Source organism: Centipeda periodontii DSM 2778 (assembly GCF_000213975.1).
Taxonomy (GTDB): domain Bacteria; phylum Bacillota; class Negativicutes; order Selenomonadales; family Selenomonadaceae; genus Centipeda; species Centipeda periodontii.
The window spans coordinates 1,429,150-1,446,822 of record NZ_GL892076.1 but is presented as its reverse complement, the minus strand read 5'-3'; the positions used below and the strand labels follow the sequence as shown (position 1 = coordinate 1,446,822).

23 protein-coding genes and 1 pseudogene are annotated in these 17,673 nt (G+C 53.7%); 4 read left to right on the top strand and 20 right to left on the bottom strand.

Features of this window, described 5'->3' with window-relative positions; genetic code table 11:
- Positions 1–67: 67 nt before the first annotated feature.
- The 18 genes from HMPREF9081_RS06455 to rsmD all read right to left on the bottom strand — a co-directional run bounded on the left by HMPREF9081_RS06455 (position 68) and on the right by rsmD (position 13,120).
- The gene (locus HMPREF9081_RS06455; RefSeq protein WP_006306300.1) at positions 68–349 is read right to left on the bottom strand and encodes a PTS sugar transporter subunit IIB; all 282 of its coding nucleotides are present in this window, start codon (positions 347–349) and stop codon (positions 68–70) included.
- A 1-nt stretch (position 350) separates the two neighbouring features.
- A complete protein-coding gene (locus HMPREF9081_RS06450) occupies positions 351–815 on the bottom strand; it encodes a PTS sugar transporter subunit IIA (RefSeq protein WP_006306299.1) in 465 nt (154 codons plus the stop codon).
- 21 nt (positions 816–836) lie between these two features.
- Complete coding sequence (locus HMPREF9081_RS06445; RefSeq protein WP_040394687.1) at positions 837–1,574, bottom strand: GntR family transcriptional regulator; 738 nt, start codon at positions 1,572–1,574, stop codon at positions 837–839.
- A 192-nt stretch (positions 1,575–1,766) separates the two neighbouring features.
- On the bottom strand, positions 1,767–2,483 hold the full coding sequence (rnc, locus tag HMPREF9081_RS06440) for a ribonuclease III (protein ID WP_006306297.1): 717 nt from the start codon (positions 2,481–2,483) through the stop codon (positions 1,767–1,769).
- Between the two features lie 4 nt (positions 2,484–2,487).
- On the bottom strand, positions 2,488–3,732 hold the full coding sequence (gene fabF / locus HMPREF9081_RS06435; protein WP_040394686.1) for a beta-ketoacyl-ACP synthase II: 1,245 nt from the start codon (positions 3,730–3,732) through the stop codon (positions 2,488–2,490).
- Positions 3,733–3,763: 31 nt separating this feature from the next.
- Positions 3,764–4,711 (bottom strand): NAD(P)H-dependent flavin oxidoreductase, encoded by a 948-nt coding sequence (locus tag HMPREF9081_RS06430; protein ID WP_006306295.1) that lies wholly within the window; start codon positions 4,709–4,711, stop codon positions 3,764–3,766.
- 281 nt (positions 4,712–4,992) lie between these two features.
- Complete coding sequence (locus HMPREF9081_RS06425) at positions 4,993–5,229, bottom strand: acyl carrier protein (RefSeq protein ID WP_006306294.1); 237 nt, start codon at positions 5,227–5,229, stop codon at positions 4,993–4,995.
- A 35-nt stretch (positions 5,230–5,264) separates the two neighbouring features.
- A complete protein-coding gene (gene fabG, locus HMPREF9081_RS06420) occupies positions 5,265–6,008 on the bottom strand; it encodes a 3-oxoacyl-[acyl-carrier-protein] reductase (RefSeq protein WP_040394685.1) in 744 nt (247 codons plus the stop codon).
- Positions 6,009–6,045: 37 nt separating this feature from the next.
- Positions 6,046–6,981, bottom strand: coding sequence for an ACP S-malonyltransferase (gene fabD, locus HMPREF9081_RS06415; protein WP_006306292.1), 936 nt, complete (start codon positions 6,979–6,981; stop codon positions 6,046–6,048).
- Positions 6,982–6,992: 11 nt separating this feature from the next.
- Positions 6,993–7,940, bottom strand: coding sequence for an enoyl-[acyl-carrier-protein] reductase FabK (gene fabK, locus HMPREF9081_RS06410; RefSeq protein WP_006306291.1), 948 nt, complete (start codon positions 7,938–7,940; stop codon positions 6,993–6,995).
- The gene (locus tag HMPREF9081_RS06405) at positions 7,940–8,944 is read right to left on the bottom strand and encodes a beta-ketoacyl-ACP synthase III (protein ID WP_006306290.1); all 1,005 of its coding nucleotides are present in this window, start codon (positions 8,942–8,944) and stop codon (positions 7,940–7,942) included. Before HMPREF9081_RS06405 ends, fabK begins: the two co-directional genes overlap by 1 nt.
- Positions 8,937–9,950 (bottom strand): phosphate acyltransferase PlsX, encoded by a 1,014-nt coding sequence (gene plsX / locus HMPREF9081_RS06400; RefSeq protein WP_006306289.1) that lies wholly within the window; start codon positions 9,948–9,950, stop codon positions 8,937–8,939. The genes HMPREF9081_RS06405 and plsX overlap by 8 nt, the downstream gene beginning before the upstream one ends.
- Before the next feature lie 33 nt (positions 9,951–9,983).
- A complete protein-coding gene (fapR, locus tag HMPREF9081_RS06395; RefSeq protein WP_040394684.1) occupies positions 9,984–10,538 on the bottom strand; it encodes a transcription factor FapR in 555 nt (184 codons plus the stop codon).
- 188 nt (positions 10,539–10,726) lie between these two features.
- Positions 10,727–10,906, bottom strand: a complete 180-nt coding sequence (gene rpmF, locus HMPREF9081_RS06390; RefSeq protein WP_006306287.1) for a 50S ribosomal protein L32 — start codon at positions 10,904–10,906, stop codon at positions 10,727–10,729.
- A 15-nt stretch (positions 10,907–10,921) separates the two neighbouring features.
- Entirely contained in the window at positions 10,922–11,422 is a 501-nt protein-coding gene (locus HMPREF9081_RS06385) for a YceD family protein (RefSeq protein ID WP_006306286.1), read from the bottom strand.
- 55 nt (positions 11,423–11,477) lie between these two features.
- On the bottom strand, positions 11,478–12,017 hold the full coding sequence (locus HMPREF9081_RS06380; RefSeq protein ID WP_006306285.1) for an ATP synthase subunit B family protein: 540 nt from the start codon (positions 12,015–12,017) through the stop codon (positions 11,478–11,480).
- 36 nt (positions 12,018–12,053) lie between these two features.
- On the bottom strand, positions 12,054–12,545 hold the full coding sequence (coaD, locus tag HMPREF9081_RS06375) for a pantetheine-phosphate adenylyltransferase (protein WP_006306284.1): 492 nt from the start codon (positions 12,543–12,545) through the stop codon (positions 12,054–12,056).
- Positions 12,542–13,120, bottom strand: coding sequence for a 16S rRNA (guanine(966)-N(2))-methyltransferase RsmD (rsmD, locus tag HMPREF9081_RS06370; protein WP_006306275.1), 579 nt, complete (start codon positions 13,118–13,120; stop codon positions 12,542–12,544). Before rsmD ends, coaD begins: the two co-directional genes overlap by 4 nt.
- 152 nt (positions 13,121–13,272) lie before the next feature.
- Between rsmD and HMPREF9081_RS14805 the strand changes: the two are divergent.
- The 4 genes and pseudogenes from HMPREF9081_RS14805 to HMPREF9081_RS06355 all read left to right on the top strand — a co-directional run.
- Positions 13,273–13,402 (top strand): annotated as a pseudogene (locus HMPREF9081_RS14805) (secretion protein HlyD); the annotation flags it as partial.
- A gap of 167 nt (positions 13,403–13,569) precedes the next feature.
- Entirely contained in the window at positions 13,570–15,261 is a 1,692-nt protein-coding gene (locus HMPREF9081_RS06365) for a DUF4127 family protein (protein ID WP_040394682.1), read from the top strand.
- A gap of 126 nt (positions 15,262–15,387) precedes the next feature.
- Positions 15,388–15,981, top strand: coding sequence for a type IV toxin-antitoxin system AbiEi family antitoxin domain-containing protein (locus tag HMPREF9081_RS06360; RefSeq protein ID WP_006306268.1), 594 nt, complete (start codon positions 15,388–15,390; stop codon positions 15,979–15,981).
- Entirely contained in the window at positions 15,978–16,358 is a 381-nt protein-coding gene (locus HMPREF9081_RS06355) for a hypothetical protein (RefSeq protein ID WP_006306267.1), read from the top strand. Before HMPREF9081_RS06360 ends, HMPREF9081_RS06355 begins: the two co-directional genes overlap by 4 nt.
- Before the next feature lie 64 nt (positions 16,359–16,422).
- On the opposite strand, the gene HMPREF9081_RS06350 is transcribed toward HMPREF9081_RS06355, so the two are convergent.
- Positions 16,423–16,821, bottom strand: coding sequence for an ExbD/TolR family protein (locus tag HMPREF9081_RS06350; protein ID WP_006306265.1), 399 nt, complete (start codon positions 16,819–16,821; stop codon positions 16,423–16,425).
- Positions 16,818–17,507, bottom strand: a complete 690-nt coding sequence (locus HMPREF9081_RS06345) for a MotA/TolQ/ExbB proton channel family protein (RefSeq protein WP_006306263.1) — start codon at positions 17,505–17,507, stop codon at positions 16,818–16,820. The genes HMPREF9081_RS06350 and HMPREF9081_RS06345 overlap by 4 nt, the downstream gene beginning before the upstream one ends.
- Positions 17,508–17,673 lie beyond the last annotated feature (166 nt).

Below are 17,673 nucleotides of genomic sequence, written 5' to 3'. Positions count from 1 at the left end.
CTACCTCCTTGCCAAAATAAATAAATATACTTTCAACATCTTAGCATTTTCACTCTTACGCTATGCTTCAATCTTTTAAGATCTCACGTATTTTCTCATAGACTTTCTCTTCCCCAATGCCTGTGATAAGAGGCAGACCTTTAACAACAGGTATTGTTGTTTCGTAGGGGATATTCGTCGTTGAAACGATCAGATCTGCACTTCCATCATGCCCCGGAACACTTGCAACATTGATCTGTTGGTGCGTCATCTCAATGCCCTGTTCTTTGCAGTAAGCAATGACCTTTTCTGCAACCTCTGTAGATGTCGCTATACCTGTAGCACAAACAAAGAGTACATGCTTCGCCATATCAGATTTCTCCTTTCAACTTGCTATCTAATATTTTATAAATTTCAGTCGAATCACAAGATAACAATTTCTCCAATTGCTTTGCATCACGAATCAGTTCCGTAATGCTTTTTAGGATGTTTAACTGTTTCTGCGATTCATTTAACGCCAAAAGAAATACAACTCGAACATCTGTGGTTTCATCATCTGTCCCCATGACAGTGAATGTAACAGGATGTCTCAATACGCCAACACTGATTGCATTCTGCTTGACATATTCGGGATCCGTGTGTGGAATAGCTACCCCAAAGGGCTCTGTTGGCAGCCCTGTCGGAAAATTTTGTTCCCGTCTCCTTACCCCCTCTAAAAAGCCCTCATTGACAAGATTAAGATCATAGAGAGGCTTTGCCAACTGTTCAAAGATTTCATTCTGCGTCGATGCAATAACATCTGTTTGAACAAGATCTTCGTTTATAATAATCTTCACAAAAGCCCTCCTTTAGAATATCTATCTTTGATAGACTGTACCTAGGTAATATCGATTCGATTTCAGCCATACGTTGCCGAACTCGACCACTTTGCTCGAATCCAGATGGACTAACTGAACTAGATGTAATACAGGTGCATCATCTGAAACCTGTAAGAAGGCTGCACGCTCTCTGCCGACTACACGAGCCGCATATTGACTCTCCGAGAACTTAATCTTTGTTCCCGCAATTCGTTCAATTGCAGTAAAAAGAGATTCCTTGGTAAAGTCAACATATTCAACACCCCGACACAAGGAAATATTTACTCGATTTTCAATCAGCATGACAGGCTCACCATCAACGCTTCTGACACGCTTCAAATAAAAGACATCATCTCCCGGGGAAATATTCAATCGATCCGCTGTGTAAGGATTTGCCGGCTCAATATGAGCCTCTATTACCATTGTCTCAAACTGAATATTTCGCTCAGCAAGAGCCTCAGCAAAAGAGAGAAGCCCCTTACTCAGTGGATAGGAAATCTTATTATCTGTAACAAAAGTCCCTTTCCCTTGTACCTGTGACAGCAACCCCTCATCACAAAGAATTGCAATTGCCTTTTTTACAGTTCCACGACTAACCTTTAGAAAATTCACTATACTGTTTTCAGAATCTATCTGCTGCCCATACCCCCATGTTCCGTTATAAATATTATTGCGTATCCAATCAGCAACCTGTTCGTACAACGGCGTCATACCATTCTTTTGAAGATTGTTTGTCATGATAAACATCCTTTGTCTCATAGAAATATATAGATGTACTTACTTGTCTATATACAACTATGTACATCTTGTATTTTACAGCATTTTACAATAAAGTCAATAGTGATTGAGAAAAATATATAATTTTTATGAAATGATAAAAGAAGCGAGGCTGTTGCACGAAGTTTTCTAGCTTCGTGCAACAGCCCCAACTCACTCCTTCTTTATACATCTGAGCGCGGCTTCTGCCGCATGCTGCTCCGCCTCTTTCTTGCTGCGTCCTGTCCCCTCTCCCATCGGCTGCCCATCGATGCGGACAAGAGTCGTAAAGCGCTTATCGTGGTCAGGCCCCGACTCACCGATCAACTCGTAGGAGATTGTCGCATGGCGCTTCTGCTGGATATGCTCCTGCAACGTCGTCTTGTAGTCCCGCGTGACATGCGTACGCTGAACGAGCTGCGCTTCAGCGGCAAGCTGGCGTGCAACATAGTCACGTGCTGCTGCCCAGCCACCGTCCAGATAGACTGCGCCGATGACCGCTTCAAACGCATTCTCGAGGTTGTTCTGACGCTCGGCGCCTCCATTGTGTAGTTCCCCGCGTCCGAGTCTCAGATAGCTGCCGAGATCAAGCTGACGTGCGAGGCGCGCGAGTGTCTCACTCTGCACAAGGCTCGCACGCATCTTGGTAAGCTCTCCCTCGGAGCAATCCGGAAAGAGCGCATACAAATAAGTGCTGGAAGCAAGTTCCAGCACGGCATCGCCCAGAAACTCCAAGCGCTCGTTATGTGCGATGACATCCTTCGCCTCATTTGTATAGGAAGGATGCGTCAGCGCCTCGTCCAAAAGGGCGATGTTGTCAAAGGAAACTCCCATATGCACAGAAAGGCGCACAAGCTCAGCGCGCCTTTCTGCCGCCATTTCATATGCCATGGGATTACTTCTGATACTTCTTGACCACGAGGCAGGCATTGTGCCCACCAAAGCCGAAGGAGTTCGAGATCGCCGCACGCACTGTCTTGGCGCGCGCTTTGTTCGGTACATAGTCGAGATCAAGCCCCTCATCCGGTGTATCATAGTTGATCGTCGGCGGAAGCATATCGTTTTCGACTGCCATTGCGGTCGCAATGAGTTCGACGCTGCCCGCAGCCCCCAAGAGATGCCCTGTCATCGACTTGATGGAGGAAACGGCGACATCCTTTGCTGCCACACCCCAGACCGTCTTGATCGCCTCGGTCTCACACATATCGTTCATATGCGTGGAGGTACCATGTGCATTGACATAGTCGATCTCCTTTGGGCTTAGCTCCGCATCATTCAGCGCAAGTTGCATGCACTTTGCCTGATATTCACCATGCGGTGCAGGACTCGTAATGTGATAGCCGTCCGAATTCGAACCGTAGCCGACAAGCTCGGCATAAATGTGCGCACCGCGCGCCTCAGCGTGCTCGAGTGTTTCGAGTACAACCAGACCCGCACCCTCACTCATGACGAAGCCCGAGCGGTTTTTGTCGAACGGGCGCGAGGCATGGGCAGGATCGTCGTTATGATCTGTGCAGAGTGCCTTCATCGCCGCAAATCCCGCGCTCGCCGCCTCGGAGATACTTGCCTCCGTACCGCCGGCGATCATGACATCCGCCTCACCGCGCTGCATTACACGATAGGCGTCACCAATGCAGTTCGCACCCGTCGCGCATGCTGTCACAATGCAGGACACGGGACCATGCAGACCGTAGTTGATCGCAACCTGCCCGGCCGCCATGTTGGCAATCATCATCGGAATGAAGAAGGGGCTGACGCGCTCCGGCCCCTTATCGAAGAGGCGCTCATATGTGCTGTGCATCGTCTCAATCCCGCCGATGCCCGCGCCGACATAGGCACCGATGCGGTCACGATTCTCACTTTCCAGATCAAGCCCCGCATCCTTGATTGCCATACCGGCAGACACAACGGCAAACTGAGCATAGCGATCCATGCGCTTTGCCTCTTTCTTGTCGATGTAGCCCTCGATGCTGAAATCCTTAACCTCGCCTGCAATCTGCGCAGCATAGTTTGTCGCGTCAAAGCGGGTAATGCGCTCAATGCCGTTCTTGCCCGCGAGCAGAGCCTCCCAGAACGCATCCTTACCAATGCCGATCGGTGTGATCGGGCCAACCCCCGTAACGACAATTCTCTTCTTCAAACCAACCGACTCCTTTCCTAGAGCTTGCACCCTAGTTCGCTGCCTCAAGCTGCTGTTTCAGCTCCTCAAATATCTCATGAACACTCAAAATTCGGTCAATACGCGGCATGAACTCGCCCGTAAAGACAAGTCCCGTCTCAAGATCGCCCTGCTGGGCACGTGAGAGCGCACGGATGATACAGAAGTGATGATCGCACTGCTTGAGGCAGCGGTCACATACCTTCGGCGGTACAGGACCTTCGATGATCCGCGCGGAAAACGGCGTGCGCACAGCACGCCCCGGAAGCCCCACAGGACTGTGGATGATGACAATGTCATCCTTCTTCGATTTCAGATAGTACTGCTTGAGCGACGGCGCAGCATTGGACTCCACACATGCCGCAAAACGCGAACCGAGCTGTACGCCATCCGCGCCCATCTTATGCAGGTCGGCAATATCCTGTCCCGTCAATATCCCACCGGCGGCAAAGACCGGAATCTTCACTGCCGCACGAACATCCGAGATAATATTTCGCACAGACTGATCTGTACCGAGATGCCCGCCTGCCTCCTTGCCTTCGACAACAACCGCTGCCGCGCCAAGTTTTTCAGAAATCTTTGCCAGCTTTGCCGTGGAGACAATCGGCACAATCGGTGTGCCTGACTCCTTGCCAAGCTGGAACATATCGCGGGAGAACCCCGCACCGGCGACCACGAGGTCGATTCCCTCGTCAATCGCAATTTTAACGGCATCCGAAAAGTCGCTTGCCGCGACCATTTCATTGATGCCGATGATCCCATTGGGAGAAAGTGAGCGCGCGAGCCGAATCTCATAGCGCAGTTCCTGCGGCTTCATGCCGGAGGCCGCGATGAGTCCGATCCCGCCCTCGTTTGCAGCAGCGGCCGCAAGCCGCGCCGTAGTGATGCGGATCGCCATACCGCCCTGAATGATGGGGACGGTGGCAATCTTATTGCCGATCCTCACCTCGGGTAGTCTCATATAAGCCCTCCAATCGGGAGAGTGTGCCACACAGCAGCACGACGTTCACCGAACCTCTTCTCTCCGCAAGAAGTTTTGGCTCCCCTCCCGTCCGCAGTTTCATCGGCACCCTGCCGAATCCGAATGGAAGGCGAATCTATAACAGCAGGGCATACACCTGCCCTGATTTTATGCAAAGTCAATAAACTACCTTTTGAGAAAAATCCCGTGCGCCTGAGCTGTCACGGGATTTCCCTAAAAGGCCGGATGTGTGCACGATTGCGGCAAAATACCGCAGTGTCCTACTTGTTTTGATGCTGATCGATGTAGTTGACGACATCCTGAACCGTCTTAATCTTCTCAGCAGCCTCGTCGGGAATTTCTACATTGAATTCCTCCTCGAAAGCCATGATGAGCTCAACAATGTCGAGCGAATCTGCGCCAAGATCGTCAATGAAGGTGGACTCGAGGGTGACCTCGTCAGCCTCTGAGCCAAGCTGTTCGACGACGATGTCGCGAACCTTGTCAAACGTTGCCATGCATTTTCACCTCCTTCAAATAAATTGATTGTATGCTACATAACCATGCCGCCGTCTACATTCAGCGTTTGGCCGGTAATGTACGATGCCGCGTCACTTACAAGGAAGAGAACGGCATCGGCAACATGCTCCGGTTTGCCGAGCGTTCCAAGAGGAATCCCCTCGACAAGCTTTTCACGAATACTGTCCTTGAGAACAGCTGTCATATCGGTATCAATGAATCCGGGGGCAACCACATTGACCGTGATCCCACGTGGGGCAAATTCCTTCGCCGCTGCCTTCGAAAAGCCGATCACGCCCGCCTTTGCCGCAGCATAGTTCGTCTGTCCAACGTTTCCGATCTCGCCGACTACGGAGGAGAGATTCACGATGCGTCCGCTGCGCTGCTTCGTCATAAACTTCGCGGCAGTCTTTGTGCAGGCGTAAATCCCCTTGAGGTTCGTTCCAATGACCGCATCAAAATCCTCATCCTTCATGCGGATGAGCAGCGTATCACGCGTAATGCCCGCATTGTTGACGAGAATATCCAGTCCGCCAAGCTCTCCATGTACGCGCGTGACCATCTCGGCTGCAGCAGCACTGTCCGACACATCTGCCTGAATGAGCATTGCCGTACCGCCCTGCTCCTCAATGATCGCCTTGACCTCCTCGGCAGCAGCCTGATTGCCCGCATAGTTGACGGCGACCTTTGCGCCCTCCTGTGCAAGCCGGATGGCGATTGCACGCCCAATACCACGAGAGCCGCCCGTAACAAGAGCAACTTTACCCTCAAGAAGCATGGATTTCCTCCTTAATTGCACCGAATTCATTTAATCATTACTTCTTTAGTGTGTCAAGTGTTTTTTGCAGGGATTCGACATTCTCGACGTTCAGACTCTTCAGCGCCTTGTTGATGCGCTTGTTAAAGCCCGCGAGTGTTTTGCCGGGACCGCATTCGACGTAGGTGTCCGCACCAAAGTCACACATCGTGTTGACACATGCAATCCAGCGCACAGGATGATCTGCCTGCGCGACGAGGTTCGCCTTGATCTCTGCCGCCGTCTGCTGAAGTCCGCCCGTGTAATTCGAAACCACAGGGAACGCCGCATCGTGCAGCTCCACCTTGTCGAGCTCTGCCGCGAGCTTCTTTGCGGCAGGTTCCATGAGCGTCGAATGGAATGGTGCGGAAACCGGCAGAATGACCGCCTTCTTTGCGCCCTTTTCCTGTAGCAGTGTCACTGCGTGCTCCACGCCCTTTGCAGTACCCGCAATGACCGTCTGCCCGGGACAGTTGAAATTGACCGCCTGAACGGCGCCCACGGTGCTTGCCTCGGCACAGGCGGAGATGATCGTCTCATCGTCGAGACCGATGACCGCAGCCATCGCGCCCTCGCCCACGGGAACAGCTTCCTGCATATAGGCGCCACGCTTATGCACGAGCAGAACAGCGTCTTGGAACGACAGTACGCCGGCAGCGACAAGCGCCGCGTACTCACCGAGGCTGTGCCCCGCCGCAATCTCCGGCTCGACGCCCTCCGCACGCAGGAGCTCCGAAGCAATGACTGCCACCGTGAGGATGGCGGGCTGCGTATGCTCGGTCAGCCGCAGCTGATCGGCAGGCCCCTCAAAGCAGAGTTTGCTGATGGAGTATCCCAGTGCCTCATCCGCCTCGGCAAAGCGCTTCTTTGCGAGATCATAGGCATCGAAAAAGTCCTTTCCCATACCGACAACCTGCGCCCCCTGTCCGGGGAACAAAAATGCAAGTTTTCCCATAGCATTGCTCCTTACTCGTAGGTCTTGCGTGCGGCGTCAAACACGCCCGGAAGACCGCTTACGATATCCTCGATGATCTGCGCAACGGGCTTGATGTCCGAGAGCATGCCGGAGATCTCACCGATCATGACGGAGCCGTTTTCAACATCACCCTCGTGTGTTGCACGATGTAGGCTGCCGACGCCGAGCTGCTCAAGCTCCTCGTTCGATGCGCCCGCCGCCTCCATTTCCTCGTACTTGCGGGAGAGCTTGTTCTGAAGGACGCGTGCTGGATGTCCGAGTGAACGCCCCGTGACGACGGTCGAGCGATCCTTTGCTTTCAGGACAGCCTTCTTGTAGTTCGGATGTGCAATACACTCCTCGCTCAGTACAAAACGCGAGCCCATCTGGATTGCCTGTGCACCAAGCGCGAACGCCGCCGCCATGCCGCGCGAGTCACCGATGCCGCCTGCACCAATCACGGGAACATCGACCGCATCCACTACCTGCGGCAGGAGCGCCATCGTCGTAATCTCACCGATGTGACCACCGGACTCCGTGCCCTCGGCGATCACGGCATCCACACCCGTGCGCACGAGACGGCGTGCCAGAGCCACCGATGCCACTACGGGGATGACCTTCGAGCCGATCTCCTTGAGTGCCGGTACATACTCACCGGGATTGCCCGCGCCTGTCGTAATGACGGGAACGCGCTCCTCAAGCACGACCTGCATGACCTCCTTAACAAAGGGACTCATGAGCATAACATTCACGCCGAAGGGCTTATCCGTCCAGCCCTTAACCTTGTGAATCTCGTTCCTGAGTGCGTCGGGCGGCATATGTCCGGCACCGATCAGCCCAAGCCCCCCGGCATTGGAGACGGCAGAGGCAAGCTCGGCTGTGCCGATCCATGCCATACCACCTTGGAAGATTGGATACTTGATGCCAAGCATCCGACAAACCGGATTGTTCTCAAACATTAACCGTTTTCCTCCTTCGCCCATTTCATAATACACGATGCCCATGTAAGTCCCGCGCCGAAACCTGCAAGGGCAATGTTGTCTCCCTTTTTGAACTGCTGCGCGTGCGCCGCCTCCGCGAGGGCGACAGGGATGGATGCGGCAGACATATTGCCGTAACGATGAATATTTATAATTACTTTGTCCATCGGCATCGCAAGACGCTTCGCTGCCGCCTGGATAATACGGATATTCGCCTGATGCGGGACGAGGTAGTCGAGTTCCTCGCGTTGCATTCCCGCGCGCTCAAGGGATGTCTCCACCGTTCGTCCCATAACCTTGGTTGCAAAGCGGAACACCGCCTTGCCGTCCATGTGAACGAAGTTCAGACGCTGTTCGATTGTCTCGGGCGTCACAGGACAGAGGCTGCCGCTCGACGGAATATCGAGAGCATCGCCGCCCGAGCCATCACTGCCAAGATCGAAAGACAGCATGCCATAGCCGTCCTCAACAGCACCAAAAACAGCAGCGCCCGCACCGTCACCAAAGAGGATACAGGTATTGCGATCCTGCCAGTCAATAACCTTCGACAGCGTTTCACCGCCGATCACGAGAACGCGGCGGTAGACACCGCTTTCAATGAACTGCGTCGCAATAGAAGCGGCGTAGACGAAGCCCGAGCACGCCGCCGAGAGGTCAAATGCCGCCGCCTTCTTTGCGCCGAGGCGATCCTGAAGCACACATGCCGTCGACGGGATAATGCGATCCGAGGTAAGCGTCGCCATGATGATGAGATCGAGATCCGCCGCGTCGACATGTGCGTCACGCAGCGCCATCTCTGCCGCACGCTGTGCAAGCACTGAGACTGGCTCGTCCTCGGCAGCGATTCGCCGCTCATGAATGCCCGTGCGCTCAACAATCCACGCGTCATTTGTCTGAACCATCTTCTCAAGGTCGAAATTCGTCAGCACCTTCTCGGGAACATAGTAGCCTGTTCCTAGGATGCCCGCACTGATCTTAGGCATGATCCTTCTTCCTCTCCTTTGCCAGAGCATCACGGATCTGATCCAGCACCTTCCCGTTCACGTAGTCCACCGTGACGCCGATCGCGCTGGCGACGGACTTGGCGTCCGATGAACCATGCCCGATCACGCAGCAGCCGTTTACACCGAGGAGCGGCGCACCACCGTACTCCCTCACATCCAGCCGCTTGCCGAGACGACGCAGCGTCGGCATGAGGAGCAGGGCACCCAGTTTTGCCATCAGCCCCGCCCCGCGAATCTCCTCCTGAATGAGTCCCAGAATGGTTTTCGCAAGCCCCTCTGCAAATTTTAGCACAACATTGCCGACAAATCCATCACAAATGACGACATCGAAATTTCCCTTGGGCACATCGCGCCCTTCAGCATTGCCCATAAAGTGTATATTTGGCTCAGCCTTGAGCAGAGGATAGGTCTCCTTCGCCTGTTCGTTCCCCTTCGTATCCTCCTCGCCAATATTGAGGAGACCGACGCGTGGACGCGCGATCCCGAAGACGTACTGTGCGTAGAGCGATCCCATCACCGCACTCTGCACGAGATGTTCGGGCTTGGAATCGACATTCGCTCCTGAGTCAAGCATAAGCGTCACACCGTCGGGCGTCGGCATCGGTGTTGCAATGGAAGGACGCCCGACACCGCGAATGCGCTGCAGGATCAGCTGCGCAGCCGCAACGGCAGCCCCCGTCGAACCGGCGGAAAATACCGCATCGCAGCTGCCTTCCTTTACAAGACGTGTCGCAACAACAACGGAGGAATCCTTCTTCGTACGCACCGCCTCTGCCGGGTGCTCGTTCATGCCAATGACCTCGGAGGCGTGCACAATGGAGATGCGCAACGCCGTCGGATCCGCCCCGTGCAGCTCCGCGCGAATCTGCTCCTCATCGCCGATCAGCACGATCTCGCAGTCGTATTTCTTCGCTGCATCCACCGCACCCTGCACAATCTCCTTCGGTGCAAAATCACCGCCCATCGCATCGACCGCTATACGCATCCTGCACTCCCTTCTCCCATGCCGCTTCGTCACTCACTTATGGAGCGATACTACAATAAACTTTGCACGAAAGACTTCCTTGTCTTCCCGATAGGTCTTCACCCAGACAAAGATCTTATTGCCGCGCACCTTCACAATCTCCGCATGCGCGATGACTGTCTCCCCTTTATGAATCGGAGTCTTGTATTTCACATTGGCAACCCCCGTCATCGCGACAGGTGCGTCAATAATCGCGAGAGCAAGAGAATTTGCCTGAGAAAAGAGCGCCGTGCCGCGTGCAATCTCCGAGTCTGCAAATAGAAGATCATCCGTGACCCTGAGCGCCGATGTCCCCCGCACCCCCAGTTCGAGCGAGAGGAGATCACCGACCACCTCGGTATGGGGAATGGCGCGTACCTTCTCGCGTGTGTTCTCCGCAAGCGTGCGCACACGCGCGCGCAGTTCCGGAATTCCGAGCTCCGTGCGGTCAAGACGTACCGTCTGCACACTCACGGCAAGTTTTTTCGCAAGCGCTTCATCCGTCAGAAATGGTTCTTTCCGTACAGCCATGACCAGCATCTCCTGCCGTCGCCGCTTTTTCTCCGTCATCACGCCACCCCTCTCTCAAATTTATGCGTGTACTGCGTTCATAAATTTGTTATTTTTAGCACCTGCTGCTATCAGTATGGACGCATTATACTAGGTACTAAGTATTTTTACAAGAGGATTTAATTAAAAAAACAAAAGAGCCGCCGCAAAAAATCAACTGACTTCTTGCAACAGCTCCTGACAGATTCTCATTCAGCCGCCTCGGCCACAGGCTTTCCGTCATAATAGCCACATTCCATGCACACATGATGCGGAAGCTTCGGCTCATGACACTGCGGGCACGATACATAGTGCGGCGCTTCGAGTTTCCAGTTTGCACGACGGCGATCGCGGCGCGCTTTCGATGTCTTTCTCTTTGGTACTGCCACTTTGGATACACCTCCTTAATCATTCTTGAGCAGGCTCTCTAAAGCCGCCAGTCGGGGATCCGGCACGAATGTGTCACAGTCGCATCGTCCCTCGTTCAGGTTCTGCCCACAGACGGGACAGAGCCCCTTGCAATCAGACTTACACAGCTCACGCAGCGGCTCAGCCACAAGGAGGGTGTCACGCACAAGATCGTTCAGAATGATGGACTCACCATCATAGATTTCCGCCTCATCCGTTTCTCCCGGAGTCTTCGCATAGTCCTCAGAAAAATCAAGCGTGATCTCCCGCTCTCCCTCCACGAGGCAGCGGTCACACACATAGCTGCGGCACGCATGTAGCGTTCCAGTAACACGCAGAACCGATCCCGTGTTCATCACCGTGCCGTCGACACAAATCTCTCCGCGAAAATGTCCGGCATCGTCCCCCAAATCGAGAGATTCCGGCACAACAGCGAATGAGAATGTACAGTTCTCACCAAGAGGAAACGTCCCCTCTAGAACATCCAGCTTCATCATCACGCATGACCTTTCACATTATAGCGGCGGTTTTCGGCGTTGTCAAGGAGCGTTTTCAGAGTTCCTGTACATCCTCCTGCGGTGCATTCATCTGTGCCTTTGCCGTACGCAGGACATTCATCGCCTGATTCAGCCCCATCTCAGCCTGCTGCACCCCCTTGAACGTGCTGCCTACGTGGGCAATCAGCTGATCGAACACCTGATTCGCATAGGCATCCGCATCGCTCTGGAGACGCACGGCACTCGTCTGCGCCTCCTCCATGATCTCGCGCGCCTGATCCTGCGTCTGCTGCATAATCGTGCGTGCACGCTCCTTCGCCTGAATGACGATCTCACTGTCCTCAAGCATCTGATTCGCGCGTACCTGTGCGGCGTCGACAATCTCCTTTGCCTCCTCGCGCGCACGATTGATGATGCGCTCCTGCTCCTGCATAATCTCCGCTGCGCGGTTCAGCTCCTTCGGGAGATCCATGCGCAGCTCCTCCACGAGATGCACAATCTCATCATCATTCACAAGCGCTTTGTCGCTGAAGGGGAGGTGGGACGCGTCCGCAACCAGATCTTCGAGCTTTTTCAGCGTATCAACTACTGCCATAAATTGATCTCCTTTTCCTTCGCAGCCTCGAGTACATTATCTCCGAGGGGGTTTTCCATACAATTTCATGATTGCCAGCTCCACCGACGGCGGTACAATCCCCTGCACCGGTCCGCGGAAGCGGATCAGCTCACGCACGCCGGAGGAACTGATAAAGGTCAGATCGGGGCGCGTCAGCAAAAATATCGTATCACTCTCGGGCATGAGATGACGAACCATCGCTGCATGATTCTCCTCATACTCGAAGTCCTTCACCGAACGCAGTCCACGTACCACCACGCGCGCATTCTGCTGCTTCATATAGTCCGTCAAGAGGCCTGAGAACACGTCCACACGTGCATTCGGCACATGAGCCGTCGCCTCACGCAGGAACTGTATACGGTCATTCAGAGGAAAACAGCCTTCCTTTTGGACATTGTGAAAAATGCAGACAATGAGTTCATCAAACATAGCTGCCGCACGCTCCACAATATCAATATGCCCCGTGGTCACGGGATCAAAGCTACCGGCAAAAACCGCGCGTCTCATTTCTGCACCTCCTGCGTGTAAAAGCAAATACGTGCCGCACCATAGCACCGCTCGCGCATGAGAGAAAGTCTGCCGCTGTGCGTAATGAGCGGTTCATCCGCTCCCTGTTCGAGAACGAAGAAACCGCCTGCGGCGAGCAGCGCTCCCGCATCCACAGCGGCGAGCACACGCACATTATCGCCGCATGCGTACGGCGGATCGGCAAAGATGAGGTTGAACGTGCGCCCATCGTGCGCAAGTGCGGCAACCTGTCCGTAGACATCACCGCGACGGATCTCGGCGCGCGCCTCTAGCTTCGTTCGTCGCGCATTCTCCGCGAGTGTCGCGTATGTTGCGCGATCGATGAGTACAGCACTTTCTGCTCCGCGCGAAAGAGCCTCAAGCGCAAGCGCCCCCGTCCCTGCAAAGAGATCGAGCACGTGCGCATCATAGACGCGTGCGCCCAGCATACTGAAGAGAGCCTCGCGCGTGCGGTCAGCCGTCGGACGCGTCCCCTCCCCCGCAGGGGATTTCAGACGGGTGCCGCGCGCACTGCCAGTAATGATCCGCATCGCATTCCCCCCGCTACTTACCATAGGCTTTCCTATTTTACCACAATTCCCATTCGTATTTCAACAGTTCGCGACACTCTGTTGAATGTTACACAAACTTCGCACCTCAAAAATATACGTCAAACCATGAAAAATCTAGGGAATCGCTGATAAAATGAACTTCATCAGATTGGCGTAGATTTTTTCGTCCGAGCAAGGAGGCAAACCGGACGCATAGCAAAGGCTATGTGGAGGATTTGTCGACACAGGCAGGATGAAAACAGATGCATCAAGATAGCGTGGCTGAATTTATCAGTGCTTCCCTAGATCTATAGGCATAAAAAAATGTCCCCTATGCACATTTTCGCAGGTTTTGTAACAATTTCACGGGACATTAAAAAGATGACAAACAACGGATTGCAGAACAGCGCGGTATCCAGTAAAATACTTCTGATTGAACCCGTATGATTCAGACGTGGAGAGAGGTGTACCACATGAAGCAGAATATCGAGATTGCCGCCCTCTTTCTCGCGCTCTCCCTCCTGCTCTTTCACCTCCTCTTCCATCCCACGTACGAGGGTGCGTGGCGCACGCTTCCCGCTACGGCGGAAAGCGGCACACAGCGGCGTCCCATTCTCCTCGTGCCGCTGGATTCGCGTCCGCCGTGCCGGGAGTTCGTCATAAACGGCGGAAAAATTATCGGGCGGGAGATCGTGACACCGCCGACGGAGTATATGGACTACTATTCAATGGCGGGCGATACAAAGGCAATGCGACGATGGCTCGCGCAGGAGGCAGGCAGCGCGTCCGCAGTCATTCTTTCCGTCGATCAGCTGCTCTCAGGCGGGCTGCTTGCGGCGCGTGAGGCGCATATCTCCAACGCCGATATCAAATCGCTTGCAGATGACCTGCGGGCACTCCATCGTGCACACCCGAACGTACCCCTGCACGCGTTCTACATCCTACCGCGCGCGATTCCGCAGGACGGGATCGAGGGCTGGCGTGAGCGGCGCGCTCTCCTCGCCTATGCACGCCTCCTCGGACGCGCGGGCGAGGGACTGCCTGTCGATGCGGAGGAAATGGCGCGGCTGCGTACACAGTTCCCCGACGAATATTTACAAAAATATCTCGCTCACTTCGATGAGAGCACGGCACTTGCCGCCATGCTCATCGGACTGACAGAAGAAGGTGTGCTTACACGTCTCATCCTCGGGCAGGACGACGGCGAAGAATACTCCGTCGGTAATTTGAAAAAGATGGAACTTGCTGCTCTGCTCACACACAAAAAAATCGCCCCCGAGCGGGCGATGATTGTGCACGGCGCAGATGAGATTGCACTCTGCATGCTTGCGCGGCTCTCCGTGGATGAACTGCACGCACGCGGCGGGACACCGCCACGCATTGCACTTCGCTATGCACGCGGTGATATGGCAGATATGGTCTTTCCCTTTATGGCGGTTTCGAACGATGTGACGGCACGCGAGAAGATTGCGATGCTCGGATCCTCCCTCGCGGAGAGTGAGATGCACAGCGATCTGACGCTCTTTATCTCGGCAGGTGACAACACGGCGGACACGCTCGGCACACGAACCCCTGCAGCGACCGACATCAACGCAATGCTTACAGCAGGAACCAACGTCGCGCTCGTCGACCTCTCGCATCATTTCCACGCGGAGGAAACACTGCTCCCGATCCTGATTGAAAAAAACGTCCCCGTGAACGCGCTTGCGGCATACGCGGGTTGGAATACGGCGAGCAACGCAATCGGCACGGCACTTGCACAGGGCATTCTCTATCACTGCGCCATGCAGGAGGCTGCTCACCCAGAGGAACGCGAGGGCGCAACCGCTGCGAATCTCGCGTTCCTCACGGAACGCATCGCAGAGGACGAATTTTATCTAAAGGAAACAATCGATCGCATCAACAACACGCTTCACTTTGCAGGCTATCAGAACACTGCCGATCTCGATCTCACACGGAATTGGCGTTGGGCAAACGATTTGCTCGCAAACGATCTGAACCGTCGTGTGAAAAGTTATGAATCTGCCGCTGCATTCCGCGCACCATTTCGGTGGGATGATATGCAGCTGCGTGTCGAACGCAGCAATATTACCGCATACTACCCGTGGCCGCGCACGTTCGAGGTGCGGATGGAAGCCCAGCCAACCATCGCATTTTCTCCATAACACAAAGGAGGCTGCTGCACGTTTGTTTCGTGCAACAGCCCCTTTTAAGCGCCATTCATTTTTATTGACTTTCTTGCTTGTTTATCTATATAATACAGGCAAGAAAGTTTATAGGAGGTGATTCACATGACCCAGCAGACAGCTATCATGAACCTCGTCCATCAAAATAACGGTATGCTGACAACAGCGAAAGCTGTGTCTTCCGGCATATCCCGCAGCATGTTGGCGCATCTCGTCAAATGTGGGCGTTTGCTCCGTCCCGCCCGTGGCGTATACACACTGCCGGAAATATGGGAGGATGAATTTCTCAATCTGCAAACACGATTCAAGCGTGGCATCTTTTCACACGAAACAGCTCTCTTCCTCTGGGATCTGACGGATCGAACGCCGCTCGCCTACTATATGACCTTCCCAACGAACTACAATCTGGCGAATCCGAAAAAGGAAGGCGTTCGCTGCGCACAGGTGAAGCCGAAGTGGTATGCGCTCGGTATAACAGAGGTAAACTCACCTGCAGGGAACCCAGTGCACTGCTACTCCATGGAACGGACACTCTGCGACATTCTTCGCCCACATCATGCTGGCGACATTCAGATCACCGCAGAGGTATTCAAACGCTATACGAACAGTCCACAAAAAAACATTCCTCTGCTCTCTGATTACGCACAGGATCTCGGTGTAGAGAAAAAGATACGGACGTATTTGGAGGTCCTGCTTTGAAGAATGCCATGCAGTTAAAGTCGGCCATCAGCAAAATCGCAAAGGAAAAGCACATTCCTGCCCAGCTTGTGATGCAAAATTATATGTTGGAACGCCTGTTGGAGCGCATCTCCCGTTCAAAATATCAAGGGAACTTCATCCTCAAAGGACATGAGATTGATCGTGATATTCTTCGTAAGGCATTGTCCGAAACTGCCAAAAAGCGCCATTCCGATGACCTAATCCCCCAGTATCGGAGCATTGTGGAACAGGTTGTAAAGAGTACAGCTATGCTGCAGCACTGGAAAACATATCAGCGCGATTATGAATATGCGAGAGGAGTCGAATTTTCCTCGGCCTGCGAAACCATTATCAACATTATGGATTCAATTCGTTGAACCGAAAAGCAAGGGGCTGTTGCACGAAGCTAGAAAACTTCGTGCAACAGCCTCTTTTACATACTTACTCTGCCGCAAGTCCGAACCGCGTGATTCCTTCCTTGCGGAACTTGTCCAGCAGTTCCATGACGCCGCTGTAGTTCAGATCCCCATCTGCACGCACCACGACGGCAAAGCGCGGATTCTTTTGACTCTCCGCACGCGCACGGCTCAGGAGGGTTGCCTCGTCGATCTGCTGATCCTCAAGCCAGAGCGAACCATCCTTGCGTACGGTGACGAGATAGGTCACGTTCAGCTGTGTCTGTGCCGTCTGCGCCTTCGGCAGATTCACATCCACAGTCTTGAGGTTCACCATGTAGAGCGTGCTCATGATGAAGAAGACGAGCAGGAAGAACATGATGTCGATCATGGGGATGATCATGACCTCAGGCTTTTCGAATGCCCTTCTGTCACGCAGTCTCATGCCTCATCACCTTCTGCTGTATCTCCACTGTGTATAGATGTATCGATCACACCCTTGACGCCCGCCGCACGTGCGAGCTCGATACGGCTGTTCTCGGCAGCAGAGAAGCACATCTCCATATCGGTGACGATGTTCTCGATGCGCTGGGAGAAATACGCATGCACCGAGAGGGCAATGATCGCAACGCAGAGCCCCATTGCTGTAGCAATCAGTGCCTCACCGACACCGCCCGTAATAGCGCTCGGCTCTCCCGCATCGAGATTGAACACGCTGAACGTCGAGATCATGCCGCTGATCGTACCCAAGAGACCGAGGAGCGGCGCCATCGTGACCGTAACGCTCAGATAATACATCCGGTTGCGCAGCTTCGAGAGCGCAATGCCGGACTGAATTTCCATATAGGAGGACATCTTGCGCGAGTTCTTGCTGTTCTTTGTGACGGCGCTGAACAGGATGTCCGCGATCACGCCGCGTTGCGTATTCGTCAGTTCAACCGCCTCTTGAAAGCGCTCATTGGCAATGTCCAACATGAACTCATGTGCAAACGCCCGCCCCGCATCCATACGTGCAAAGTAAAACGCACGCTCAATGCCGATAAAGACGACAAAGATCGACATCGCAAGCAGGAAGTACATAACGATGCCGCCCTGCCGAAAAAAATCAATCCCCTGTGCAATAAAGTCCATTCTACAGTCGTTCCTTTCATTTTGACGGTGACGACACACGTCTGCCCTGATGAGCGCCTTTATTCTACTATATATTTTTAGTGGCGTCAACGATAGTTACTATCATTAAATTCTCTTATCTCCGTCTGATGTCTTGCGGACTATGTGAAAAAATATTATAATGAAA